The organism is Streptomyces sp. NPDC051907 (assembly GCF_040681075.1).
Classification (GTDB): Bacteria; Actinomycetota; Actinomycetes; order Streptomycetales; family Streptomycetaceae; genus Streptomyces.
Genome location: NZ_JBFAYB010000005.1, coordinates 132,216 through 156,109, shown reverse-complemented (window position 1 = coordinate 156,109; position 23,894 = coordinate 132,216). Strand labels below are relative to the sequence as shown.

At 69.3% G+C, this 23,894-nt stretch carries 21 protein-coding genes and 3 tRNA genes; 19 read left to right on the top strand and 5 right to left on the bottom strand.

The genetic code is table 11. From position 1 onward, the window contains the following. Positions 1 to 169: 169 nt before the first annotated feature. Together AB0M39_RS05590 and AB0M39_RS05585 are read left to right on the top strand one after the other, a co-directional pair. Positions 170 to 856, top strand: coding sequence for an RES family NAD+ phosphorylase (locus AB0M39_RS05590; protein WP_365360454.1), 687 nt, complete (start codon positions 170 to 172; stop codon positions 854 to 856). Positions 857 to 1,542: 686 nt separating this feature from the next. Continuing rightward, positions 1,543 to 1,944 carry an XRE family transcriptional regulator gene (locus tag AB0M39_RS05585; RefSeq protein WP_365360452.1) on the top strand — a complete coding sequence of 134 codons (402 nt, stop codon included), beginning with the start codon at positions 1,543 to 1,545 and terminating at the stop codon, positions 1,942 to 1,944. Between the two features lie 439 nt (positions 1,945 to 2,383). On the opposite strand, the gene AB0M39_RS05580 is transcribed toward AB0M39_RS05585, so the two are convergent. The 3 genes from AB0M39_RS05580 to AB0M39_RS05570 all read right to left on the bottom strand — a co-directional run bounded on the left by AB0M39_RS05580 (position 2,384) and on the right by AB0M39_RS05570 (position 5,015). Next, positions 2,384 to 2,881, bottom strand: a complete 498-nt coding sequence (locus AB0M39_RS05580; protein ID WP_365360450.1) for a GyrI-like domain-containing protein — start codon at positions 2,879 to 2,881, stop codon at positions 2,384 to 2,386. A 110-nt stretch (positions 2,882 to 2,991) separates the two neighbouring features. After that, positions 2,992 to 3,648 carry an SDR family oxidoreductase gene (locus tag AB0M39_RS05575; RefSeq protein WP_365360448.1) on the bottom strand — a complete coding sequence of 219 codons (657 nt, stop codon included), beginning with the start codon at positions 3,646 to 3,648 and terminating at the stop codon, positions 2,992 to 2,994. Between the two features lie 107 nt (positions 3,649 to 3,755). Next, the gene (locus tag AB0M39_RS05570; RefSeq protein WP_365360446.1) at positions 3,756 to 5,015 is read right to left on the bottom strand and encodes an amidohydrolase family protein; all 1,260 of its coding nucleotides are present in this window, start codon (positions 5,013 to 5,015) and stop codon (positions 3,756 to 3,758) included. A gap of 432 nt (positions 5,016 to 5,447) precedes the next feature. Here AB0M39_RS05570 and AB0M39_RS05565 point away from each other — a divergent pair. From AB0M39_RS05565 to AB0M39_RS05530, 8 genes are all read left to right on the top strand, one after another. Then, positions 5,448 to 5,520, top strand: a tRNA-Thr gene (locus AB0M39_RS05565). A 48-nt stretch (positions 5,521 to 5,568) separates the two neighbouring features. Next, positions 5,569 to 5,641, top strand: a tRNA-Met gene (locus AB0M39_RS05560). A gap of 88 nt (positions 5,642 to 5,729) precedes the next feature. Further along, the gene (rpmG, locus tag AB0M39_RS05555; protein ID WP_003956487.1) at positions 5,730 to 5,894 is read left to right on the top strand and encodes a 50S ribosomal protein L33; all 165 of its coding nucleotides are present in this window, start codon (positions 5,730 to 5,732) and stop codon (positions 5,892 to 5,894) included. 109 nt (positions 5,895 to 6,003) lie between these two features. After that, positions 6,004 to 6,456, top strand: a complete 453-nt coding sequence (locus tag AB0M39_RS05550) for a MaoC family dehydratase N-terminal domain-containing protein (RefSeq protein ID WP_365360444.1) — start codon at positions 6,004 to 6,006, stop codon at positions 6,454 to 6,456. 3 nt (positions 6,457 to 6,459) lie between these two features. Then, on the top strand, positions 6,460 to 6,888 hold the full coding sequence (locus AB0M39_RS05545; protein WP_365360442.1) for a MaoC family dehydratase: 429 nt from the start codon (positions 6,460 to 6,462) through the stop codon (positions 6,886 to 6,888). Positions 6,889 to 7,132: 244 nt separating this feature from the next. Beyond that, positions 7,133 to 7,690 (top strand): TetR/AcrR family transcriptional regulator, encoded by a 558-nt coding sequence (locus AB0M39_RS05540; RefSeq protein WP_365360440.1) that lies wholly within the window; start codon positions 7,133 to 7,135, stop codon positions 7,688 to 7,690. Between the two features lie 80 nt (positions 7,691 to 7,770). After that, on the top strand, positions 7,771 to 9,303 hold the full coding sequence (locus AB0M39_RS05535; RefSeq protein WP_365360438.1) for a DHA2 family efflux MFS transporter permease subunit: 1,533 nt from the start codon (positions 7,771 to 7,773) through the stop codon (positions 9,301 to 9,303). 89 nt (positions 9,304 to 9,392) lie between these two features. Next, a complete protein-coding gene (locus tag AB0M39_RS05530; RefSeq protein WP_365360436.1) occupies positions 9,393 to 10,448 on the top strand; it encodes a UDP-N-acetylmuramate dehydrogenase in 1,056 nt (351 codons plus the stop codon). Between the two features lie 59 nt (positions 10,449 to 10,507). Here AB0M39_RS05530 and AB0M39_RS05525 read toward each other — a convergent pair whose 3' ends face one another. Both AB0M39_RS05525 and AB0M39_RS05520 read right to left on the bottom strand, forming a co-directional pair. Beyond that, on the bottom strand, positions 10,508 to 11,527 hold the full coding sequence (locus AB0M39_RS05525) for an adenosine deaminase (protein WP_365360434.1): 1,020 nt from the start codon (positions 11,525 to 11,527) through the stop codon (positions 10,508 to 10,510). Between the two features lie 159 nt (positions 11,528 to 11,686). Continuing rightward, positions 11,687 to 12,913, bottom strand: a complete 1,227-nt coding sequence (locus tag AB0M39_RS05520) for a pyridoxal phosphate-dependent aminotransferase (protein WP_365360432.1) — start codon at positions 12,911 to 12,913, stop codon at positions 11,687 to 11,689. Between the two features lie 409 nt (positions 12,914 to 13,322). Here AB0M39_RS05520 and AB0M39_RS05515 point away from each other — a divergent pair. The 9 genes from AB0M39_RS05515 (at position 13,323) to rpoB (ending at position 23,826) form a co-directional block, all read left to right on the top strand. Then, positions 13,323 to 13,395 (top strand) — tRNA-Trp (locus tag AB0M39_RS05515). Positions 13,396 to 13,503: 108 nt separating this feature from the next. Beyond that, positions 13,504 to 13,788, top strand: a complete 285-nt coding sequence (secE, locus tag AB0M39_RS05510; protein WP_365360430.1) for a preprotein translocase subunit SecE — start codon at positions 13,504 to 13,506, stop codon at positions 13,786 to 13,788. A 75-nt stretch (positions 13,789 to 13,863) separates the two neighbouring features. After that, the gene (gene nusG, locus AB0M39_RS05505; protein WP_365360428.1) at positions 13,864 to 14,811 is read left to right on the top strand and encodes a transcription termination/antitermination protein NusG; all 948 of its coding nucleotides are present in this window, start codon (positions 13,864 to 13,866) and stop codon (positions 14,809 to 14,811) included. A 176-nt stretch (positions 14,812 to 14,987) separates the two neighbouring features. After that, entirely contained in the window at positions 14,988 to 15,422 is a 435-nt protein-coding gene (rplK, locus tag AB0M39_RS05500; protein ID WP_365360426.1) for a 50S ribosomal protein L11, read from the top strand. Positions 15,423 to 15,529: 107 nt separating this feature from the next. Next, entirely contained in the window at positions 15,530 to 16,252 is a 723-nt protein-coding gene (gene rplA, locus AB0M39_RS05495; RefSeq protein ID WP_365360424.1) for a 50S ribosomal protein L1, read from the top strand. Between the two features lie 145 nt (positions 16,253 to 16,397). Continuing rightward, on the top strand, positions 16,398 to 17,339 hold the full coding sequence (locus AB0M39_RS05490; protein ID WP_365360422.1) for a hypothetical protein: 942 nt from the start codon (positions 16,398 to 16,400) through the stop codon (positions 17,337 to 17,339). 1,422 nt (positions 17,340 to 18,761) lie between these two features. Next, the gene (gene rplJ, locus AB0M39_RS05485) at positions 18,762 to 19,292 is read left to right on the top strand and encodes a 50S ribosomal protein L10 (RefSeq protein WP_356633366.1); all 531 of its coding nucleotides are present in this window, start codon (positions 18,762 to 18,764) and stop codon (positions 19,290 to 19,292) included. A gap of 111 nt (positions 19,293 to 19,403) precedes the next feature. Then, complete coding sequence (gene rplL / locus AB0M39_RS05480; protein ID WP_365360420.1) at positions 19,404 to 19,787, top strand: 50S ribosomal protein L7/L12; 384 nt, start codon at positions 19,404 to 19,406, stop codon at positions 19,785 to 19,787. A gap of 553 nt (positions 19,788 to 20,340) precedes the next feature. After that, a complete protein-coding gene (rpoB, locus tag AB0M39_RS05475; protein WP_365360418.1) occupies positions 20,341 to 23,826 on the top strand; it encodes a DNA-directed RNA polymerase subunit beta in 3,486 nt (1,161 codons plus the stop codon). The last annotated feature ends 68 nt before the right edge of the window (positions 23,827 to 23,894 follow it).

The window sequence follows — 23,894 nt, the reverse complement described above, 5'->3', positions numbered from 1 at the left end:
CGGACGCGCCGACGTGCGCCCAGCGCCTGCCGCTGATCCGGGACAGGAGAGCTGCACACAACGGAGGACACCGCCTGTCGCGCCTGCCCGGCTCTGTGGCACGCGAGGCGGGCGACACGCGAGACCGGCGGGCGCACCTGCCTGTGACCGCCGGAGTAAGGAGTGGCGCATGAGCGAGGGCACCCCGTTAGACGTACGCCTCATCCCGGCGCCCGAACGAGGGCTGTGGCGTCTGGGCAAGGCGAAGGATCCGCTCAAGTACAACCAGATCAGCCCGGAGGACGACAGTCGCTCGGGAGGCAACCGGTGGAGCCTCGTCAGCTACGGAACGCTGTACTGCGCCTCCGAGTTGGACGGCTGCTTCGCGGAGGCGCTGGCGCCCTTCCGGGTGGATCCGGCGCTGCGGGCCATCATCGGCGACGACTGGCATGAGCCCTACTACATGCCGCCGGGCGACCTCCCCCAGGACTGGCGCACCCGGCACGCGCTGGTGCGGCTCCAGCCCGCCAAGGAAGCGCGGTTCCTCGACGTCGACGACGACCACACGCTGCGCACGCTGACCCAGGAGCTCAAGGCGGAGCTCGAGTGCCTGGACGTCGACGCGCTGGCCCCGGAGCACGTCCGGGGTCCCGACCGCCGGGTGACCCGGCAGATCTCCGCCTGGGCAATAGCCCAGCGGACGGCGGAGCAGGACCGTCTGATCCATGGGATCGCCTACCGCTCCCGCTTCGCGATGCGGCAGTGCTGGGCCGTCTTCAGCGACGTCGACCTTGAGGAGGTCGAGCGCCAGCCCATCTGGCCCGAGACGGAGGGCCTGCGCACCGTCGCCTCTGGGTACGGACTCACGATCCGCTGAGACCGGGGCTCGGCGAACAGCACGGCTATGCCTCCTTCTGCCCATCTGGAAACCACCGTAATCGCGGTAGCCCGAACGAAGGAATTACGCATCGGCCACATGACGACCAGGACCCCCAGGCGTCATGGAAAGTGCACGTCAGAGCCCCAACAGCGGTATGTAACAGGCATCTTGACACTCACTCAAGCGCCAACAAATTGCGCAAAGACGGTGGAGTTAGAGGTGGATTGTGGGTAGCCTTAACTCACCGAACTACTGAGGAGGAATGATGGAAGCAATCAGCTGCCACTTACAACGCATCCCCAGGCCAGTGGTCATACTCACACCGCCTGGAGCAGCCTCGCAGGCGAGTCCGCCCCGCAGCCGGCGTCCCGGCAAGCTTCTGCACCGCCTGCACCCTCTCAGTCAGCCCTGCACCGGATCCGCGTCTTCGACCGGCATGCAACGGTGCTGACGACAGGCTGCATTCAGCGCCTGCAGGGTCCGTAGAGGTCGCGCTTCCCCCGGATCCATCACCCCACTCAGAAGCGTCTTTCCACTCGCGGCGACCGAGCCCGCACGCTGCCTGCGTCAGTCACGTGCCAGGGCCGATCGGCTGCGGCCCACATGCCTGCACCCGTTGCCTGACACGCGACCGCCGCTTCGGTGCCTTTGGCGCGCAGTCAGAACACGAGGGAGACGAAGCCATGCCCAACACAGCCAACACCCCTGCGATCGCCAGGAGCGCGGCCAGCGCCGAGCGAGCTCACCTCGCCACCGTGCGCATGTCCACCGCGGACATCGCCCGCTTCCTGCAGGACAACCTCGGCCAACGCCTGACCGCGCGGATCACGAACATCAGCGATCCCCGGCAGGTCGGCAAGTGGGCGTGTGGCGACTCGGCGCCGCGTCAGGACGCCGAGGACCGGCTGCGTGCTGCCCTGCAGGTCTTCCAGCTCATTCAGGACGCCGAGAGTCTCTACACCGCGCGGGCATGGCTGATCGGCATGAACCCTCAACTCGAGGACGAAGCCCCGCTCACCGTGATCGCCGAGGGCCGCTTCCGCGATGTCATGGTCGCGGCGCGCGCGTACGTCGACGGCGGCTGAATCTCCTGGCCGGGCTGCGTGTGGCGCCTGGCGTACGGCCTGGGAGCTGACGTACGACGTCGGCGCATCTGGCGTATCCGGTGTGGCCGGCGTGGCGGGAGCGACGGGCTCAGGACCGGGCGGGGGCGGGGAGGTCCCGCGTTCGGTCGATCGTGGCGAGTGTTCGACGACAGCGCCGTCAGCCGTCAGCCGTCCGCGCGCCATAGGCGCCGCAAGCATCAGCGGAGAGGCCAGCAGGCGGTCTGGGCATAGGTCGTCCAGACCGCCTGAGCGCGGGCAGCCGACGGAAGGCCGCTGCGCGCGACAGGGCCCTCGTACCGCGAACCGTGAGTCGTACGCAGTCCGGGTACCGAGCCGTCGTGCTGAGTCCCGGTACCGAGCCCTCGTGCTGTTCCAGCCAGGCGGGTCCTGCGTACGACGGTTCAGGGAGGCGGCGGCCTCAGTCGGCCAGGCGGAAGGCCAGCTCGATCTCCCACTTGGACATGTCAGGCTCCTGCCGTGGGTCGGTCTTGTACGACTCCAGGCGGCAGGCCCAGTGCTCGACCCCGTCCACGTAGGTCATGTCCCACTCCAGCCCCTCCCGCTCCGCCCAAGCCCGCAGCTCCGTGATGACTCCGAACAGCTGGTCGGGATGGCCGACATGGGTATGCGTCGCGTACCGCCCCGCCGGCAGCATCGCGATGCCGATGTCGCCCTCGGGCTCCGGCGCCGAGACAACCGGCACGCCCGCCTCCACCACTGACTCGCCCTGCATGTCGACGGTGTTGAACCGGAAAAACGGCGCGTCGGCGAACGCCACCTCGTGGTCGGCCAGCCAGCCGACCAGCTCCGGCAGCCGGTCGGCGATGGCCTCGAAAGAGTCCATCCGTACGGATCCCCGGATGAAGGCGTAGAGCTGCTCCTCGCGCCTCACCACAGCGGGCTGGATCTCAGGCATCTGTCTCCTCATGACCTCAAGGACCGTGGACGGGCAGCGAATTCATCGGTCGCGCGCTGAGGGACTCGTGGCGCGGAGGGGGGCGCACAGGAGCGGGCGCCCCGGCGCAGTCAGTTCCCCGCCACAGCCTTCACCGCGACCGGCGCAGGCACCGACCCGCCGATGAGCTCCAGCGTCAGACCGGCCGTCCCCGGCGTCTCCACGATGTCCGCGAGCACTGCCGCGACGTCGTCGCGCGTCACCGAGCCGCGCCCGGTGGACGCCTTCAGGTGCACGAGACCCGTCCCCGGGTCGTCCGTCAGCGCGCCGGGGCGCAGAATCGTCCAGTCGAGGCTCGACAGGGAGCGCACGTACGCGTCGGCCGCGCCCTTCGCCCGCAGATACGCGTCGAACACTCCGTCGCCCTCGTGCTGCGGGTCGGCGCCCATGGACGAGACGACGATGTACCGCTGGACGCCCGCCTGTTCCGCGGCGTCCGCGAAGAGGACCGCGGCGCCCCGGTCGACGGTGTCCTTGCGGCCGACCCCGCTGCCCGGGCCCGCGCCGGCCGCGAAGACCGCGACGTCGGCGCCTCCCAGGACCGCGGCGGCGTCCTCCACCGAGGCCGACTCCAGATCCAGGACGACGGGTTCGGCGCCCGCCTGACGCAGGTCGTCGGCCTGCTCCGGCTTGCGGATGATGCCCACGGCCTCGTGTCCGTGCGCCGAGAGCAGCCGTTCCAGACGGAGCGCGATCTGACCGTGTCCACCAGCGATGACAATGCGCATGCTTACGACGGTACGTCCGAAGGCCCCGGTCCGCCCATGGACGACACCCGCACTCCGCAGGCCCCGGCCGCGCCCTCCATAGCGCCCGCGGCGCCCCTCCCGCCCGCTCACGGACCGTGGTCCGGCCGCTCGGGTCGTTCGGGCCGCTCCGGCCGCCCCTGGCGTGGCAGTTCGAGCGCGACGGCGGCCGCCGAGTCGCAGTACTCGCGCACCGCGCTGGTCCGCGCCACCACCCGCCCCCGGTGCACGACGATCCGGCTGTACGCGAGCGAGAGCACCTGGGAGACCCGCTCGCCCCGCACGGCCAGCAGCTCCGCCGGAAAACCCGCCTCCACCCGCACCTCGGGCAGCCCCATCGCCTCCCGGGCCGCCCCGGCCACGGCGCCGTACGCCTCCTCGGCCCGCATCCCGCCCTGGGAGGCCAGCAGATAGGCCGCCTCCAGGGGGTCCCCGCGGCCCACGGGGTTCGACATGTCCCGCAACGCCCCGCTGCCTGCGGCGATGCGGACCCCCGCCGAGCGCAGCAGCCGCACCGGAGCGCTTCCGCGCTGCTCCACGCCCTCGCAGCCGCCCTGCGGCAGGCAGACCACCGTCACCCCGGCCGCGGCGAGCTGGTCGGCGGCGCGCGAGGCCGTCTCCCGGGGCAGCCGTGTCAGCCCGGCGCACGGCCCGATCGTCACCCCGGGCCGCAACCCGCCCGCCATAGCGGCCAGCCGGGCGAGCCGGGCCGGATCGTCGCCATGGGTGTGGAGATCGACAGGGCAGCCGTGTTCGGAGGCGACCTCCAGCACCGCTTCCGCGTACCCGCCCGGATCGGGGTCGGCGTCCGGACAGCCGCCCACCACGCCCGCGCCCATCTTCACCGCGTCCCGCAGCATCGCCAGCCCATCCGCCCCGGCGACGCCCGTGAGCAGCCGGGGCACGGCGACGGCGGTCAGATCGGCCAGCCCGCGCAGCGAACGGCGCGCCTGGAGCACGGCCTCCAGCGGGCCGAGGCCCTGCACGTCCCCGATGCGCACGTGCGAGCGCATCGCCGTCGCGCCATGGCCGAGCTGGAGCAGCGCGGCCTCGGTGGCGCGCCGCTGGACGTCCTCGGAGTCGTACGAGACGGGGCCCGGGGTGTCCGCGGTGAGCGCGGTGTCGCCGTGGGCGTGCGGCTCGGCCGGGGCGGGGAGCAGCAGATAGCCGCTCAGGTCCACACGGGCGCAGTACGGGGTCAGGCTGCCCGCTGTGCCGACCGCCTCGATCCGGCCGCCGCTGAGCCGCACGTCGACGGTGCGGCCGTCCGTGAGCCGGGCGCCGCAGAGCAGCAGCGCAGTGGTGTCCGCGGTGGCGCCGTCGGGGGGCTGCGGCTGGCTGTCGGGCATCGCGCTCCTGCGTGGTGCGGTGGTGCGGCGGGACTGCGGCTGGTCCGGCTGGATTGCGGCGGACGGGCCGGCGGGGGGCGGGGAGCCGGCATGGTCGAGGGGGCAAGATCACACAGCGTGAACCGAGCCTAGGGGCGGTCAGACCGCGCTTCGAGGAGGAGCGCAATAGTCGTACCGGTGTGGCCACCAGTGGCGTACGAGACGGGCGGGGCGATGACGGCGCAAGGCCGCCGCCCGGCCCGCACGCCCCTGCGGGAGGGCTATGGATCACGCCGCACCCGGGGCGGCCTGCGGCGGACCGCGAGCGGCCGCGTCAGACGCCGGCGGACCGGGAGCGAGCCGGCCGGGGCGAGGGGGTTCGGACGCCGGGCAGGGGGGCAGGGAAACGGATTTGGGCGATCGGCGACCGACCGTGTAATGTCTTCATCGCTCGCCCCAATAGCTCAGTCGGCAGAGCGTCTCCATGGTAAGGAGAAGGTCTACGGTTCGATTCCGTATTGGGGCTCTGGTGTTCGGAGATCCTCGCCTTCGGGCGGGGTGATCCAGACATCTCAGCGGTGTAGCTCAGTCGGTAGAGCAAGCGGCTCATAATCGCTGTGTCACCGGTTCAAGTCCGGTCACCGCTACACACAGTAGCCGATTGTGGGGTCGGTCCTCCGATCGGCTACTCTTTTATGCGTTCATCCGTCCATAGTCCGTCCAAGGAGCACTCACGTGGCTGCCACCGACGTCCGCCCGAAGATCACGCTGGCCTGCGTGGAGTGCAAGGAGCGGAACTACATCACCAAGAAGAACCGGCGTAACAACCCGGACCGTCTTGAGATGAAGAAGCACTGCCCGCGCTGCAACTCGCACACTGCGCACCGCGAGACGCGCTAGTTACAGGCTCGTATACGAGGCCGTCCCCACTGGGGGCGGCCTCGTGTCGTTTGTGTTGTCGCCGATCCATGTGGTCCATGTGGTCAATCCATCAGGAGGGAGCCAGTCCATGGCGCTCGACCAGTCCTTCGTGGGGCGTTCCTATCCGCCCACCGAGCCCTATGAGGTGGGCCGGGAAAAGATCCGCGAGTTCGCCGAGGCGGTGGGCGACGCCAATCCCGCGTACACCGACGCCGAAGCCGCCAAGGCGCTCGGCCACGCCGATGTGATCGCCCCGCCGACTTTCGCTTTCGCGATCACTTTCAAGGCGGCCGAGCAGGTTATTCAGGACCGGCAACTGGGGCTGGACTACGACCGTGTCGTGCACGGCGACCAGAAGTTCGCGTACACGCGCCCGGTGCGGGCGGGGGACCGGCTGGCGGTCACCTCGACCATCGAGGCCATCAAGTCTCTTGCGGGCAACGACATCGTGGACATCCGGGGCGAGGTGCACGACGAGAACGGCGAGCACGTCGTGACCGCGTGGACGAAGCTGGTGGCGCGCGCCGCCGAGGGGGTGTGACGGATGACCGCGAAGATCGCATACAGCGACGTCGAGGTCGGCGCCGAGCTGCCGGCGCAGAGCTTTCCCGTGACACGCGCCACACTGGTGCAGTACGCGGGCGCGTCGGGTGACTTCAACCCGATCCACTGGAACGAGAAGTTCGCCACCGAGGTCGGGCTCCCCGACGTCATCGCCCACGGCATGTTCACCATGGCCGAGGCGGTCCGTGTGGTCACCGACTGGGTGGGCGACCCGGGTGCGCTGGTCGAGTACGGCGTCCGCTTCACCAAGCCCGTCGTCGTGCCGAACGACGAGAAGGGCGCGCTGGTCGAGGTCAGCGGCAAGGTCGCGGTCAAGCTGGACGACAACCGCGTGCGGGTCGACCTGACGGCGATGAGCGCGGGCCAGAAGGTGCTGGGCATGGCCCGGGCCGTGGTCCGGCTGGCCTGAGGCATCGGGCTCGGGTCCGGCCGGTCTGAGGCTGAGGCTGAGGTGTCGGGCTCGGGTCCCTGGCGCGCCATAGAGCTCGCGATAGAGCCACAGAGCCATTGAGCTCGCGGCATGGACCTCGCGCCATAGAGCTTGGGTAAGGGGCGCCCCTCCCTGAGGGGCGCCCCTTACGCATGCCCGTCCTGCGCCCGCCCGCGCCCATCCCCTCTTGACTCGTAAGTGATTAGTCACTAACTTAGTTCTCATGACCAGGATGAGCGCAGAGGAGCGACGCGAGAGCGTCATCCGCGCCGCGATCACCGAGTTCGGGCGCGGTGGCTACCACGGCACCTCCACCGAGGTGATCGCGAAGCGGGTCGGCGTATCGCAGCCGTATCTCTTCCGCCTCTTCAAGAACAAGAGGGAGCTGTTCCTGGCCGCCGCGCTCCGCTGTCTGGAGGAGACGCCCCAGGCGTTCGCCGACGCCCTGGAGCGCAAGCCCGGCAGCTCGCCGCTCGAGGCCATGGCGGCGGCGTACATGGGACTGATCGACGACCGCGACAAGCTGCTGATGCAGATGCAGACCTATGTCGCGGTGGCCTCGGCCGAGGCGGCGGGGGACCACGAGTTCGGCGAGCGGATCAGGGCCGGCTGGGCCGAGATCTGGGACCAGGCCAACGTCGCGTTCGCAGGGGAGACGCGGCAGACGGTCGACTTCCTGGGCTGCGGCATGCTGATCAACGTTCTGGTGGCGCTGGGCTTCCCGGAGGACCACCGTGTGTGGTCCGGGCTCGATATGTCCGACATCCGGCCTCCGCGCTGATGGAGTGACCTGCCCGTTCTCTCGGGCCGAGGTCTGTCCAACAAAGTTAGTCATTAATAACTAACCAATCTGGGGAAGCGATGAACCAGCAAGCAGCCCGCCGCGGAAGCGCCGTCTGGGCACTCGTCATCACCAGCGTCGCCGGATTCATGGCGGCCCTGGACAACCTCGTCGTCACCACCGCCCTCCCCTCCATCCGCGAGGACCTCGGGGGAGCGCTGGAGGACCTCGAATGGACCGTGAGCGCGTACACCCTCACCTTCGCCGTGCTGCTGATGCTGGGCGCCGCGCTCGGCGACCGGTTCGGCCGGCGCAGGCTCTTCATAGTCGGTCTGACGATCTTCACCGGCGCCTCCGCCGCGGCGGCGCTCGCGCCCGGCATCGACGGACTGATCGCCGCCCGCGCGGTCCAGGGCGTCGGCGCGGCGATCATGATGCCGCTGACGCTGACCCTGCTCACCGCGGCGGTGCCGGCGGCTCGGCGCGGTGCGGCGCTCGGGATCTTCGGCGCGGTGACCGGTCTCGCGGTCGCCAGCGGACCCCTCATCGGAGGCACCCTGACCGAGCACATCGCCTGGCAGTGGATCTTCTGGCTCAACGTTCCGATCGGCCTGGCCCTGCTGCCGCTCGCCCGGCTCCGCCTCGACGAGTCCTACGCCCCCGACGCCAAGCTCGACGTGCGCGGCACGCTGCTCGTCAGCGCCGGCCTCTTCGGAATCGTGTACGCCCTGGTCAACGGCCAGGCGGACGGCTGGACCAGCACGCCGATCCTGGGCGGGCTGATCGTGGGCGCCGCGCTCATCCTCGCCTTCGTACGCCATGGCATCGTCGGCAAGAACCCGATGCTGCCCATGCGGCTCTTCCGCGACCGGGCCTTCTTCGGGATCAATGTGGCGAGCCTGCTGATGTTCCTGGGCATGTTCGGCTCGATCTTCCTGCTCAGCCAGTTCCTGCAGGGCGTCGCCGGATACTCGCCCACCGAGGCGGGACTGCGGATGCTGCCCTGGACCGGCATGCCGCTGATCGTCGCGCCGATCGCCGGAATCCTCTCCGACAGGATCGGCGGCCGTCCGGTCGTCGCGGCGGGCCTCGCGCTCCAGGCGGTCGGGCTCGGGCTCTTCGCGCTGGTCCTGGAGCCGGGAGTGTCGTACGCGGCCCAGCTTCCTGCCCTGATCCTCAGCGGCGTGGGCATGGCGCTGTACTTCGCCCCCGCGGCCAGCGTGGTCATGTCCAGCGTCCGTCCCGCGGAGCAGGGCATCGCCTCCGGCGCGAACAACGCGCTGCGCGAGGTGGGCGGGGCGCTGGGCGTCGCCGTCCTCGGCGCGGTCTTCGCGGCGCAGGGCGGGTACGAGTCCCCGACCGCCTTCACCGACGGCACGGTGCCCGCCCTGTGGATCGGCGCGGCGGCGGTGGCCGTCGCGGCCCTGACGGCGCTGCTGATCCCCTCCCGCCAGGCGCAGCAGCCTGCTGACAAGGCTCCGGAGGCGGAGGCGGAGGTCTCGAAGTCCGAGGTCTCCAAGGCCGCAGGATCGGACACGGGCTCCGGACCGGACACGGGCTCCGGCCCGGACGTCGAGGACCGCGAGCCGGCCGGCGTCGGCGGCACGGCCTGAGGCCGGCGGGAGGGCCCGTACGCCCGCCCCAGCCCCGCGTTCCGCGGCCCCGCCCGACCGGCGGGGCCGCGGACCGTACTCTTGTCCCCGTGCAGGAACTTCACGACGCCCCCCTCGCCCCCCTCACCACCTTCCGGCTCGGGGGGCCCGCCACGCGCCTTGTCACGGCGACCACCGACGCCGAGGTGATCGCCGCCGTGGCCGAGGCGGACGCCGCCGGGACGCCGCTGCTGATCATCGGCGGCGGCAGCAACCTCGTCATCGGCGACAAGGGCTTCGACGGCACGGCCCTGCGCATCGCGACCACCGGATTCGAGCTGGACGGCACGGCGCTCGAGCTGGCCGCGGGCGAGGTGTGGACGGACGCCGTCGCCCGGACCGTCGAGGCGGGCCTGGCGGGCGTCGAGTGCCTGGCCGGCATCCCCGGCTCGGCCGGCGCCACCCCGATCCAGAACGTCGGCGCGTACGGGCAGGAAGTCTCCAGCACCATCACCGAGGTGATCGCCTACGACCGCCGCTCCGGCGAGACCGTCGTGATCCCGAACGCAGAGTGCGACTTCTCCTACCGCCACAGCCGCTTCAAGCAGGACCCCGACCGCTATGTCGTCCTGCGCGTCTGCTTCGCGCTGGAGGACGCCGGCGGGCTGTCCGCGCCGCTGCGGTACGCCGAGACAGCCCGCGCCCTCGGCGTCGAGGCCGGCGACCGCGTGCCGGCCGCCGACGCCCGTGAGACGGTGCTCAAGCTGCGTGCCGGCAAGGGCATGGTGCTCGACCCCGAGGACCACGACACCTGGTCGGCCGGGTCCTTCTTCACCAACCCGATCCTGTCCGAGGAGGCGTTCGACGCCTTCCTCGCCCGGGTCCACGACCGCCTCGGCCCGGACACCGCCCCGCCCGCGTTCCCGGCGGGCGACGGCCACACCAAGACCTCCGCGGCCTGGCTGATCGACAAGGCGGGCTTCACCAAGGGCTACGGCTCCGGCCCGGCCCGTATCTCCACCAAGCACACGCTCGCGCTCACCAACCGCGGCGAGGCCACCACCGAGGACCTGCTCGCCCTCGCCCGCGAGGTCGTGGCGGGCGTGCGCGAGGCGTTCGGGATCACCCTGGTCAACGAGCCGGTGACGGTCGGCGTCAGCATCTGAGACGCGTCAGCATCTGGACGCGCCGGCATCTGAGGCGCGTCAGATCCTGAGACGCACGGCTAGCTCGACAGCCAGTCGTCGATCCCCGACAGCATCTTGGCCCGGACGCCCTCCGGCGCCGCCGACGCCCGCACCGACTGCCGGGCCAGCTCCGCCAGCTCCGCGTCCGTGAAGCCGTGGGACCCGCGCGCCAGCTCGTACTGCGCGGCCAGCCGCGAGCCGAAGAGCAGCGGGTCGTCGGCCCCCAGCGCCATCGGCACCCCCGCCTCGAACAGCGTCCGCAGCGGCACGTCCGTCGGCTTCTCGTACACGCCCAGCGCCACATTGGACGACGGGCACACCTCGCAGGTCACCCCCCGTTCGGCCAGCTTCCGCAGCAGGCGGGGATCCTCCGCCGCCCGTACGCCGTGTCCGATCCGGGCCGCCCGCAGATCGTCCATGCAGTCGCGCACGGACGCGGGGCCGGTCAGCTCGCCGCCGTGCGGGGCCGCCAGCAGGCCGCCCTCCCGGGCGATGGCGAACGCGCGGTCGAAGTCCCGCGCCATGCCCCGGCGCTCGTCGTTGGAGAGGCCGAACCCGACGACCCCCCGGTCCGCGTAGCGCACCGCGAGCCGCGCCAGGGTGCGGGCGTCGAGCGGGTGCTTCACCCGGTTCGCCGCGACCAGCACGCGCATGCCGAGACCGGTGTCCCGCGCGGCGCGGTCCACGGCGTCCAGGATGATCTCCAGGGCCGGGATCAGACCGCCCAGCATCGGCGCGTACGACGTCGGGTCGACCTGGATCTCCAGCCAGCCCGAGCCGTCCCTGACGTCCTCCTCGGCCGCCTCGCGCACCAGTCGCTGGATGTCCTCGGGGGAGCGCAGGCAGGAGCGCGCGATGTCGTACAGGCGCTGGAAGCGGAACCAGCCGCGCTCGTCGGTCGCCCGGAGCTTCGGCGGTTCGCCGCTGGTCAGAGCCTCGGGGAGATGCACGCCGTACTTGTCGGCGAGTTCGAGCAGGGTGCCGGGCCGCATCGACCCGGTGAAGTGCAGATGCAGATGGGCTTTCGGCAGCAGACTTACGTTTCGAACGTGCTCCATTGCAGGATCTTGCCGCACCCGCCCGCCGTACGGCAGCCCCTTTCCCCGATCGGGTCCTTGCCCGAACGAAGAAACGGGCTCCCGGCCGCATCGGCCGGGAGCCCGTCTGCTGGCTCGATCAGCTACTGAATTCAGTACCTGTCAGCATCTGTTAGCGGGTCAGTCGCGCGCCTCGGCGAGCAGCTTCTGGAGCCGCGAGACGCCCTCGACCAGGTCCTCGTCGCCCAGCGCGTACGACAGCCGCAGATAGCCCGGCGTGCCGAAGGCCTCGCCCGGAACGACCGCCACCTCGACCTCGTCGAGGATCAGCGCGGCCAGCTCCACGGAGGTCTGCGGACGCCGGCCGCGGATCTCCTTGCCCAGCAGCGCCTTCACCGAGGGGTACGCGTAGAACGCGCCCTCGGGGGTCGGGCAGAGCACGCCGTCGATCTCGTTCAGCATCTTCACGATCGTCTGGCGGCGGCGGTCGAAGGCCTTCCGCATCTCCGCGACGGCGTCCAGGTCGCCGGAGACGGCGGCCAGGGCGGCCACCTGCGCGACGTTGGAGACGTTGGAGGTGGCGTGCGACTGGAGGTTCGTCGCGGCCTTCACGACGTCCTTCGGGCCGATGATCCACCCGACGCGCCAGCCCGTCATGGCGTACGTCTTGGCCACGCCGTTGACGACGATGCACTTCTCGCGCAGCGCCGGGACGAGCTGCGGGAGCGAGGCGAAGGTCGCGTCGCCGTAGACCAGGTGCTCGTAGATCTCGTCCGTCAGCACCCACAGGCCGTGCTCGGCAGCCCACTCGCCGATCGCGCGGGCGTCGGCCTCGCTGTAGACCGCGCCGGTCGGGTTGGACGGGGAGACGAAGAGCACGACCTTGGTGTTCTCCGTGCGCGCCGCCTCCAGCTGCTCCACGGAGACCCGGTAGCCGGTGGTCTCGTCGGCCACGACGTCGACCGGGACGCCGCCCGCCAGGCGGATGGACTCGGGGTAGGTCGTCCAGTACGGCGCCGGGACGATGACCTCGTCGCCCGGGTCGAGGATCGCGGCGAACGCCTCGTAGATCGCCTGCTTGCCGCCGTTGGTCACCAGGATCTGCGCGGGGTCGACCTCGTAGCCGGAGTCGCGCAGGGTCTTGGCGGCGATGGCCTTCTTCAGCTCGGGCAGGCCGCCGGCCGGCGTGTACCGGTGGTACTTGGGGTTCTTGCAGGCCTCGACGGCGGCCTCGACGATGTAGTCGGGCGTCGGGAAGTCGGGCTCGCCCGCGCCGAAGCCGATCACCGGGCGGCCGGCGGCCTTGAGGGCCTTGGCCTTGGCGTCGACGGCGAGGGTCGCGGACTCGGAGATCGCGCCGATGCGGGCGGAGACCCGGCGCTCGGTGGGAGAGGTTGCAGCGCTCATACGGCCATCGTCCCAGACGCGAAACCGACCCGGCACACAGGTTTCGAAGGACGGACAGAAAGGACGGAAAGAGCACGGGCAGAGCGCGGAAAGAGCTATGGACAGAGCAGGGACAGAGCAGGGACAGGGCAGAGGGCGCGCCCCGGACGGGCGGCGCCCAGGCGACGGACGGTCAGGCCGCGGGCGGCGGACAGCCGGTGGCCGGGCGGCGGGGAGAGGGCGGTCGAGCGGCGGGCAGGGGGCGTTCGGGCGGCGGACGCGAAAACGTTCATGAACGGCCCGCGGGGCCTTCTGTTCGACGTCAGGGCCGCGACCACGTACACTCACTCGTCGTTGGCCCTCACCAGCCACGTCCGAACCGCGCACTCCGTGCATCCGGTCGGATGCGGTAGGTTGGGGGAATCCACAAAGGGTCGTAGCTCAATTGGTAGAGCACTGGTCTCCAAAACCAGCGGTTGGGGGTTCAAGTCCCTCCGGCCCTGCTACACACACCTTTCAGCAGGGATGTGTGCGCATGTACGTACTTCAATGCACCGCCGTGCGGCTCCGACCGGGTGCGGCACGGCCGACCCGGAATCAGGTGAGAGATCGTGACGGACGCCGTGGGCTCCATCGACATGCCTGATGCCGAGGACGAGGCGCCGCAGTCGAAGAAGAACCGCAAGGGCGGCAAGCGCGGAAAGAAGGGCCCTCTGGGCCGTCTCGCGCTCTTCTACCGCCAGATCGTCGCCGAGCTGCGCAAGGTCGTCTGGCCCTCTCGCAGCCAGCTGACGACGTACACCACCGTGGTGATTGTCTTCGTTGTCGTCATGATCGGCCTTGTGACCGTGATTGACTATGGCTTCCAGGAAGCAGTCAAGTACGTCTTTGGCTGATCCGCGGAGGGCGCCTGAACCCGGCGCCCCTTTCGCATGTTCCACCCCATCTGTAGCCAGGAAGAAGCAGCCACCGTGTCTGACCCGAACCTGAACGACGCCACTGAGCCCGGCGAGAGCTTTGAGTCCATCGAGGACCAGCTCGACATCGTTGAGGCGGCGGACGCTGTGGACCCGGACCAGGCCGAGGCTGCCGACGCCGCTGCGGGCGAGCCGGCCGAGGTGGACGCGATCCACGTCGAGGACGAGTCCGCCGTCGAGGTCGACGAGGACGAGGACGAGACCGCTCTCGAGGACGGCGCCGCCCTTGAGGACGAGTCCGCCGAAGAGGCCGTCGACGCCGACGCCGATGCTGACGAGGACGAGGACGAGGGCGAAGAGGAGCTGGCCGAGCCCGAGGCTCCGGTCGACCCGATCACCGCGCTGCGCGACGAGCTCCGCGGCCTGCCCGGCGAGTGGTACGTCATCCACACGTACGCCGGCTACGAGAAGCGTGTGAAGGCCAACCTGGAGCAGCGCGCCGTCTCGCTGAACGTCGAGGACTTCATCTACCAGGCCGAAGTGCCCGAGGAAGAGATCGTCCAGATCAAGAACGGCGAGCGCAAGAACGTCCGCCAGAACAAGCTCCCCGGCTATGTGCTGGTCCGCATGGACCTGACGAACGAGTCGTGGGGCGTCGTGCGCAACACCCCCGGCGTCACCGGCTTCGTGGGCAACGCCTACGACCCGTACCCGCTGACCCTGGACGAGATCGTCAAGATGCTCGCCCCGGAGGCCGAGGAGAAGGCCGCCCGCGAGGCCGCCGAGGCCGAGGGCAAGCCGGCTCCGGCCCGCAAGGTCGAGGTCCAGGTGCTGGACTTCGAGGTCGGCGACTCGGTCACCGTCACCGACGGCCCGTTCGCGACGCTGCAGGCGACGATCAACGAGATCAACGCCGACTCGAAGAAGGTCAAGGGCCTCGTCGAGATCTTCGGCCGCGAGACCCCGGTCGAGCTCAGCTTCGACCAGATCCAGAAGAACTGACCCGTATCAGGGCCTCTGGAACAAGATCTTCCGGGCAGGTCAGGCAGGCTCTCGCAGCCAGCCTGACCTGCCCGGTTTTTGGCCGCGCAGCTATACCCGTTATCGTTGTGCGGTATGCCTCCATCCGGATGATCGGGTGGAGTGCCGAAAACTCTCACTAGGACCCGGAGAGAGCAATGCCTCCCAAGAAGAAGAAGGTCACGGGGCTTATCAAGCTCCAGATCCAGGCCGGTGCGGCCAACCCGGCTCCGCCGGTCGGTCCCGCGCTGGGTCAGCACGGCGTCAACATCATGGAGTTCTGCAAGGCCTACAACGCCGCGACCGAGTCGCAGCGTGGCATGGTCGTGCCGGTGGAGATCACGGTCTACGAAGACCGCTCCTTCACCTTCGTCACCAAGACTCCGCCGGCCGCCAAGCTGATCCTCAAGGCCGCGGGTGTGGACAAGGGCTCCGGCGAGCCGCACAAGACCAAGGTCGCGAAGCTCACCAGCGCCCAGGTCCGCGAGATCGCCACGGTGAAGATGCCCGACCTGAACGCCAACGACCTCGACGCCGCGTCGAAGATCATCGCTGGCACCGCCCGTTCGATGGGCATCACGGTCGAGGGCTGATCAGCCCCCGTATGACCTCAGTGGTAGGGCCAAGCGCTGGCCTGCACCACGACTCCCACACCTGCCACGCGGCCGAGCCGCATGGTGTAACTGCAACAGGAGCAGAAGTGAAGCGCAGCAAGACTCTCCGCGCTGCGGACGCCAAGATCAACCGGGAGCGTAACTACGCCCCCCTCGAGGCCGTCCGTCTCGCCAAGGAGACCACCTCCACCAAGTTCGACGGCACCGTCGAGGTCGCCTTCCGCCTGGGCGTCGACCCGCGCAAGGCCGACCAGATGGTCCGTGGCACCGTCAACCTTCCGCACGGCACCGGCAAGACCGCCCGGGTCCTGGTCTTCGCGACCGGTGACCGTGCTGCGGCGGCGGAAGCCGCGGGCGCCGACATCGTCGGCTCCGACGAACTGATCGACGAGGTCGCGAAGGGCCGTCTGGACTTCGACGCCGTCGTCGCCACCCCGGACCTCATGGGCAAGGTCGGCCGCCTCGGCCGCGTCCTCGGCCCGCGTGGTCTGATGCCGAACCCGAAGACCGGCACGGTCACCCCCGACGTCGTCAAGGCTGTCAACGACATCAAGGGCGGCAAGATCGAGTTCCGCGTCGACAAGCACTCGAACCTGCACTTCATCATCGGCAAGGTCTCCTTCGACGAGACGAAGCTGGTCGAGAACTACGCCGCGGCGCTGGAGGAGATCCTCCGTCTGAAGCCGTCCGCCGCCAAGGGCCGCTACATCAAGAAGGCGACCCTGACGACGACGATGGGCCCCGGCATCCCGCTGGACGCCAACCGCACCCGCAACCTCCTCGTCGAGGAGGACCCGGCCGCCGTCTGACACTGACGGCAGTCGCGGGTCTCGCGTACTGAAAAACCGGCCCCCGCACCTCACTTGAGGCGCGGGAGCCGGTTTTTTCTGCTGCCCTCTGTCGTACGGGTGAGCTACCGTTCAGGAGTTCGCAAGAAAAACAAGGGGTGGGGACATGACCAAATCCGCATGGAAGCGCGTGGGCGTCTCTCTGACGGCTGTAGCGCTCGTGGCGGGAGTCGCCGGCTGTCAGAGCGGCGAAGGGGAGAAGAAGAAGGCGACCGGGGGGTCTGAGAAGCCTCAGACGCAGTCGCGCGAGGCTGTGACGCAGGTCCTGACGGCCGCGTACAAGAAGACTGCGGCCGCCAAGTCGGCCAAGGTCCACATGACGATGGAGATGCCGGCCGGGGTCAAGGGCGGCGACGGCGACATGGAGGTGACCGGCACCATGGGGTGGGACCCCACGGTGATGGACATGACCATGAAGGGCGAGGCCTTCGAGGCGGAGCCCGGCGCGCCGGAGCAGGTCCGCATGGTGTGGCTCGACAACGTCATGTACATGGACATGGGCGCCAAGCAGGCCAAGGAGATGGACGGCAAGCGCTGGGTCAAGATGGACCTGGGCAAGATGGCCGAGCTCTCCGGCGACAAGGCGATCCAGAAGCAGATGACCGGCAACCTGGAGAGCATGAACCAGGACCCGGCCCAGCAGCTGGCGATGCTGCTCGAGTCGCCGAACCTCAAGCACGTCGGCCCGGCGAAGGTCGACGGCGTGGAGACCCAGCACTACAAGGGCACGCTCACGCTCGAAGAGATGATGAAGACGAACAAGCAGTTCACGTCGCTCAAGGAGCAGGAGCGCAAGAAGCTCACCGAGAACATGAAGAAGGCCGGCGTCAAGGGGTACGACACCGAGGTCTGGGTCAACGAGGACGAGTACCCGGTGCGGATGAACATCGGGATGGACACCCCCGAGGGCAAGATCAAGGTCGTCGCGAAGTACTCCGACTACGGCTCCAAGGCCACGGTGACGCCGCCGCCGGCGGGCGAGACCGTCGACCTGATGGAGATGTTCAAGGAGCTCAGCGAGGGCCTGAAGTCCGCGGACAAGTCGTAACGGCCCCACCCGGGCCCTGAGCGCCGGGCAGCCCGTCCGGACCGGCATCCCTGCCCCTCCGGCCCGGACGGCCCCCTGCGCCAGCCCGGGCGGGCTCTTGGCTCTGTCCCGGCGACCGGGGTCCGGTGGAGTGGTCCTGCCTCTGCCGGGCGGCCCTGGGGGCCGCTGAGCGGCTCCTGCCGCGTGGCTCGGCCGGTCCTCGTCCGGCCCTCCTCCGCCCTGCGGGGCCATGAACGGCTTCAGTCGCCCTGACGGGCTGGTGCCCGTCAGGGCGTTGTCGGCTCTGAGGAGTTCTGGTGTGGGACCGGCCGTACGACGCCGGGGCAGCCTCCCGCCTGGCCGGCCGGCCCTGAGGTCTCCGGCGAGGCCTCCGGAGAGGCGCTGAGGGGCGCCTGCCGCCTCGCTGGACCAGTGCTCGTCCGGTCCCGTCGGCCCCGAGAGGGCTATGGGTGCCGGATCGGCTGTACGACGCCTTGGGCAGCTCCCGTCGTCCCGCCCGGCCGGTCGCATCGGCCGTGGGGCTCTGGCGAGGCCGCCTTACCGCCGTGACCGCGCTGAGCGGCTCCTGTCGCCTCGCCCGCCCCGCGGCCGTCCGGCCGCGTCGGTCCTGAGCGGCTCCTAGCCGCCCCCGCTGAGACCCGCACTGCCCAGCGCTTGCTCGGGCCTCGTCGGCCCTGAGGGGCCATGAACGGCTTCAGTCGCCTTGACGGGCCGCTGCCTTTCAGGGCCTCGTCGGCCTGAGGGCTCCGGTGGGACCGGCCGTACGACGCCTGGGCGGCTCCCGTCGTCCTGCCCGCCCTGCCTCGTCGGCCCCTGAGGGCTCCGGCGCGGCCCGCCGGGCCGGCTCTGCGGGGCGCTGAGCGACTCCTGCCGCCTCGCCCGTCTGGCCTAGTCGGCCCTGACCGGCCTGCCGCCGCGTCGGGCCGGTGCCCGTCCGGGCTCCTCCGCCCTGAGCGGCTCCGGCGCCGGACCGGCCGTACGACGCCTGGGCGGCTCCCGCCGTCCCGCCCGCCAGGCCGCATCGGGCCCTGAAGGGCGCTGGGCGGCTTCCCGTGGCCCCGCCTCAGCCCCGCCTCAGCCCCGCCTCCGCCCCCGAGCCCGCTCCGTCGCACCGCCCCGCGCCCGACCCAGCCGGCCTCGCCCCCCCGTGGTCTGGATCTCCCGATGGCCCGATTTGCCTGACCGGGATTCCGTCCCGTACTCTCCTCCAGAAGCCAAAGACCGCTGGTCGTTGCCGTGTGCTCGTAAGAGTGTGCGGCGGCCGAAGGATCCGCTAGCTGCGGACGACCCGCGTAGGTGACTGTGGAGAAGTTCCCGGATCTGATCCGGTCGAGCTGAGCCCCGTGCGCCTGCGCCGGGGCGTTTCGTTTTGTTCAGCCCCTTCTGAGCGGTCCTCATCACCCGGAAGGAGGCCGACGCTCTATGGCAAGGCCCGACAAGGCTGCCGCGGTAGCCGAGCTCGCGGACCAGTTCCGCAGCTCGAACGCCGCCGTGCTGACCGAGTACCGGGGTCTCACCGTGGCGCAGCTCAAGACGCTGCGTCGTTCGCTCGGTGAGAACGCCCAGTACGCCGTGGTGAAGAACACGCTGACCAAGATTGCGGCCAACGAGGCCGGGATCACTTCGCTCGACGACCAGTTCACTGGTCCGACGGCGGTTGCCTTCATCACCGGTGACCCGGTGGAGTCGGCGAAGGGTCTTCGTGACTTCGCCAAGGAGAACCCGAACCTGATCATCAAGGGCGGTGTCCTTGATGGCAAGGCGCTGTCCGCCGATGAGATCAAGAAGCTTGCGGACCTCGAGTCCCGCGAGGTTCTGCTCGCCAAGCTGGCGGGCGCCTTCAAGGGCAAGCAGACGCAGACTGCTCAGCTCTTCCAGGCGCTTCCCTCGAAGTTCGTCCGCACCGCGGAGGCGCTTCGTGCCAAGCAGGCCGAGCAGGGCGGTGCCGAGTAATTCGGCTCGCGCATTGATCGCCGCCCGCTAGGGCGACGGTCGCAGCGGGCCGAACGTACGCCCGCCTACATGTACATCCGGCACCTGCCGAATTAGTGGAAGGACGCCATCATGGCGAAGCTGTCCCAGGACGACCTGCTCGCGCAGTTCGAGGAGATGACCCTCATCGAGCTCTCCGAGTTCGTGAAGGCCTTCGAGGAGAAGTTCGACGTCACCGCCGCCGCGGCCGTCGCCGTCGCCGGTCCGGCCGGCCCGGGCGCCGTTGTCGACGCCGTCGAGGAGCAGGACGAGTTCGACGTCATCCTCACCGGCGCCGGCGAGAAGAAGATCCAGGTCATCAAGGTCGTGCGTGAGCTGACCTCCCTCGGCCTGAAGGAGGCCAAGGACCTCGTCGACGGCACCCCGAAGCCGGTCCTCGAGAAGGTCGCCAAGGAGGCCGCTGAGAAGGCCGCCGAGTCCCTCAAGGCCGCTGGCGCGTCCGTCGAGGTCAAGTGACTCTGAGTCCTGACTGCGGTTCCGCATAGGGCCGCGTACAGGGCGCAGCGAAGGGCGATCACCCGTACGGGTGGTCGCCCTTTGTCGTTGCCGTGGCGTCAGCCTTGCCCTTCCGCTTACGCGGGGTATCGTGATCTTCGTCGTACGCCTCGCGGTGTCTCAGCAGCCCCGGTTGGGCTGGGGGGCCTTGACGAACCGCACGCAGCGCGCAATTCTCAGGACGCGTCGTCACAACGATCCGGAACCGAGGCATGGATCGACGACCGAACGGGCAGTATCGAGGTGCGCCACACGGCGCGAGGGTGCCGCGGAGTTGAGAACAACGAGGGTCTCGAAAACCCGCACTGGACATCAGTGTGCCAAGTGGCTACACTGACCCTTTGCGCTGCCTGTTAGCTGCCCCCTGCCCGTCACCAGGGGCATCCCCACGTACGAGCACCGTTGACTGAACATTCCTGACCTGGCGATTTGCCCAATCAGGAACGTCTTTCTCCGTGCCCAGCGTGGGACCGGTACGCGCGTAGTGAGTCCGAGCCCTCGGAAGGACCCCCTCTTGGCCGCCTCGCGCAACGCCTCGACCGCGAATACGAACAACGGCGCCAGCACTGCCCCGCTGCGCATCTCCTTTGCAAAGATCAAGGAGCCCCTCGAGGTTCCGAACCTCCTTGCGCTGCAGACCGAGAGCTTTGACTGGCTGCTCGGCAATGCCGCGTGGAAGGCTCGTGTCGAGACGGCTCTGGAGAACGGACAGGACGTCCCCACCAAGTCCGGTCTGGAGGAGATCTTCGAGGAGATCTCTCCGATCGAGGACTTCTCCGGGTCGATGTCGCTGACTTTCCGCGACCACCGCTTCGAGCCTCCGAAGAACTCCATCGACGAGTGCAAGGAGCGCGACTTCACGTACGCCGCCCCGCTCTTCGTCACCGCTGAGTTCACCAACAACGAGACCGGCGAGATCAAGTCCCAGACGGTCTTCATGGGCGACTTCCCGCTCATGACGAACAAGGGCACCTTCGTCATCAACGGCACCGAGCGTGTCGTGGTGTCGCAGCTCGTCCGCTCGCCGGGCGTCTACTTCGACTCCTCCATCGACAAGACGTCCGACAAGGACATCTTCACGGCCAAGATCATCCCCTCCCGGGGCGCCTGGCTCGAGATGGAGATCGACAAGCGCGACATGGTCGGTGTCCGCATCGACCGCAAGCGCAAGCAGTCCGTGACCGTCCTGCTCAAGGCTCTCGGTTGGACCACCGAGCAGATCCTCGAGGAGTTCGGCGAGTACGAGTCCATGCGCGCCACCCTGGAGAAGGACCACACCCAGGGCCAGGACGACGCGCTGCTCGACATCTACCGCAAGCTGCGCCCGGGCGAGCCGCCGACGCGCGAGGCCGCTCAGACGCTGCTCGAGAACCTCTACTTCAACCCCAAGCGCTACGACCTCGCCAAGGTCGGCCGCTACAAGGTGAACAAGAAGCTCGGCGCCGACGAGCCGCTGGACGCCGGCGTGCTCACCGTCGACGACGTCATCGCGACCATCAAGTACCTGGTCAAGCTGCACGCCGGCGAGACCGAGACGGTGGGCGAGTCCGGCACCCAGATCGTCGTCGAGACCGACGACATCGACCACTTCGGCAACCGTCGTCTGCGCAACGTCGGCGAGCTCATCCAGAACCAGGTCCGCACGGGTCTGGCTCGTATGGAGCGCGTCGTGCGCGAGCGCATGACCACGCAGGACGTCGAGGCGATCACGCCGCAGACCCTGATCAACATCCGGCCGGTCGTCGCCTCCATCAAGGAGTTCTTCGGCACCAGCCAGCTGTCGCAGTTCATGGACCAGAACAACCCGCTGTCGGGTCTCACCCACAAGCGCCGTCTGTCGGCGCTTGGCCCGGGTGGTCTCTCCCGTGAGCGGGCCGGCTTCGAGGTCCGTGACGTGCACCCGTCGCACTACGGCCGCATGTGCCCGATCGAGACCCCTGAAGGCCCGAACATCGGTCTGATCGGCTCGCTCGCCTCCTACGGCCGGGTCAACGCGTTCGGCTTCGTCGAGACGCCGTACCGCAAGGTCGTCGACGACCAGGTCACCGACGAGGTGGACTACCTGACCGCCGACGAGGAGGACCGCTTCGTCATCGCGCAGGCCAACGCCGCGCTCACCGACGACCTGCGGTTCGCCGAGGCCCGTGTGCTGGTCCGCCGCCGTGGCGGCGAGGTCGACTACGTGCCGGGCTCCGACGTGGACTACATGGACGTCTCGCCGCGCCAGATGGTGTCGGTCGCGACGGCCATGATCCCCTTCCTCGAGCACGACGACGCCAACCGTGCCCTCATGGGCGCGAACATGATGCGCCAGGCCGTTCCGCTGATCACGGCCGAGGCGCCGCTGGTCGGCACCGGCATGGAGTACCGCTGCGCGGTCGACGCCGGCGACGTCATCAAGGCCGAGAAGGACGGTGTGGTCCAGGAGGTCTCCGCGGACTACATCACGGTCGCCAACGACGACGGCACGTACACCACGTACCGCGTCGCCAAGTTCTCCCGCTCCAACCAGGGCACCTCGGTCAACCAGAAGGTCGTCGTCAACGAGGGCGACCGGGTCGTCGAGGGCCAGGTCCTCGCCGACGGTCCGGCCACCCAGGACGGCGAGATGGCGCTCGGCAAGAACCTGCTGGTCGCCTTCATGCCCTGGGAGGGTCACAACTACGAGGACGCGATCATCCTGTCGCAGCGCCTCGTGCAGGACGACGTCCTCTCCTCGATCCACATCGAGGAGCACGAGGTCGACGCCCGTGACACCAAGCTGGGCCCCGAGGAGATCACCCGGGACATCCCGAACGTCTCCGAGGAGGTCCTCGCCGACCTCGACGAGCGCGGCATCATCCGCATCGGCGCCGAGGTCGTCGCCGGCGACATCCTGGTCGGCAAGGTCACGCCCAAGGGCGAGACCGAGCTGACCCCGGAGGAGCGCCTGCTCCGCGCGATCTTCGGCGAGAAGGCGCGCGAGGTCCGCGACACCTCGCTGAAGGTGCCCCACGGCGAGACCGGCAAGGTCATCGGCGTGCGCGTCTTCGACCGCGAGGAGGGCGACGAGCTTCCCCCCGGTGTGAACCAGCTGGTGCGCGTGTACGTGGCGCAGAAGCGCAAGATCACCGACGGTGACAAGCTCGCCGGCCGTCACGGCAACAAGGGCGTCATCTCGAAGATCCTGCCGATCGAGGACATGCCGTTCCTGGAGGACGGCACCCCGGTCGACATCATCCTCAACCCGCTGGGCGTCCCGTCCCGAATGAACCCGGGACAGGTCCTGGAGATCCACCTCGGCTGGCTCGCCAGCCGCGGCTGGGACGTCTCCGGTCTGGCGGACGACTGGGCTCAGCGTCTGCAGGCCATCGGCGCCGACCAGGTCGAGCCCGGAACCAACGTCGCGACGCCGGTCTTCGACGGCGCCCGCGAGGACGAGATCGCCGGTCTCTTCGAGGCCACGATCCCCAACCGCGACGGCGACCGCCTGGTCCAGCCGTCCGGCAAGGCGAACCTGTTCGACGGCCGCTCCGGCGAGCCGTTCCCGGACCCGATCTCGGTCGGGTACATGTACATCCTCAAGCTCCACCACCTGGTCGACGACAAGCTGCACGCTCGGTCGACCGGTCCGTACTCGATGATCACCCAGCAGCCGCTGGGTGGTAAGGCCCAGTTCGGCGGCCAGCGATTCGGCGAGATGGAGGTGTGGGCGCTGGAGGCTTACGGCGCCGCTTACGCCCTCCAGGAGCTGCTGACCATCAAGTCCGACGACGTCACCGGCCGCGTGAAGGTCTACGAGGCCATCGTCAAGGGCGAGAACATCCCCGAGCCGGGCATTCCCGAGTCCTTCAAGGTGCTCATCAAGGAAATGCAGTCGCTCTGCCTCAACGTGGAGGTGCTCTCCTCGGACGGCATGTCCATCGAGATGCGCGACACGGACGAGGACGTCTTCCGCGCTGCGGAGGAGCTCGGTATCGACCTGTCCCGGCGCGAGCCGAGCAGCGTCGAAGAGGTCTGACGGGTCTGGCCGGGACTCTGACCCCAGAGTCCCGGCCGTGCCCCGGACCCGTACAGACCATGATTGAG

Excerpts from the sequence above, each read along its gene's own strand:
- AB0M39_RS05575 (WP_365360448.1), bottom strand. The coding sequence starts at position 3,648 with ATGCGCATTGTCATCGCTGGTGGACACGGTCAGATCGCGCTCCGTCTG.
- AB0M39_RS05580 (WP_365360450.1), bottom strand. The coding sequence starts at position 2,881 with ATGCCTGAGATCCAGCCCGCTGTGGTGAGGCGCGAGGAGCAGCTCTAC.
- AB0M39_RS05490 (WP_365360422.1), top strand. The coding sequence starts at position 16,398 with ATGACCAAATCCGCATGGAAGCGCGTGGGCGTCTCTCTGACGGCTGTA.
- AB0M39_RS05550 (WP_365360444.1), top strand. The coding sequence starts at position 6,004 with ATGGCGCTCGACCAGTCCTTCGTGGGGCGTTCCTATCCGCCCACCGAG.
- rplL (WP_365360420.1), top strand. The coding sequence starts at position 19,404 with ATGGCGAAGCTGTCCCAGGACGACCTGCTCGCGCAGTTCGAGGAGATG.
- AB0M39_RS05540 (WP_365360440.1), top strand. The coding sequence starts at position 7,133 with ATGACCAGGATGAGCGCAGAGGAGCGACGCGAGAGCGTCATCCGCGCC.
- rplJ (WP_356633366.1), top strand. The coding sequence starts at position 18,762 with ATGGCAAGGCCCGACAAGGCTGCCGCGGTAGCCGAGCTCGCGGACCAG.
- AB0M39_RS05520 (WP_365360432.1), bottom strand. The coding sequence starts at position 12,913 with ATGAGCGCTGCAACCTCTCCCACCGAGCGCCGGGTCTCCGCCCGCATC.
- rplK (WP_365360426.1), top strand. The coding sequence starts at position 14,988 with ATGCCTCCCAAGAAGAAGAAGGTCACGGGGCTTATCAAGCTCCAGATC.
- AB0M39_RS05585 (WP_365360452.1), top strand. The coding sequence starts at position 1,543 with ATGCCCAACACAGCCAACACCCCTGCGATCGCCAGGAGCGCGGCCAGC.
- AB0M39_RS05590 (WP_365360454.1), top strand. The coding sequence starts at position 170 with ATGAGCGAGGGCACCCCGTTAGACGTACGCCTCATCCCGGCGCCCGAA.
- AB0M39_RS05570 (WP_365360446.1), bottom strand. The coding sequence starts at position 5,015 with ATGCCCGACAGCCAGCCGCAGCCCCCCGACGGCGCCACCGCGGACACC.
- AB0M39_RS05535 (WP_365360438.1), top strand. The coding sequence starts at position 7,771 with ATGAACCAGCAAGCAGCCCGCCGCGGAAGCGCCGTCTGGGCACTCGTC.
- AB0M39_RS05545 (WP_365360442.1), top strand. The coding sequence starts at position 6,460 with ATGACCGCGAAGATCGCATACAGCGACGTCGAGGTCGGCGCCGAGCTG.
- AB0M39_RS05525 (WP_365360434.1), bottom strand. The coding sequence starts at position 11,527 with ATGGAGCACGTTCGAAACGTAAGTCTGCTGCCGAAAGCCCATCTGCAT.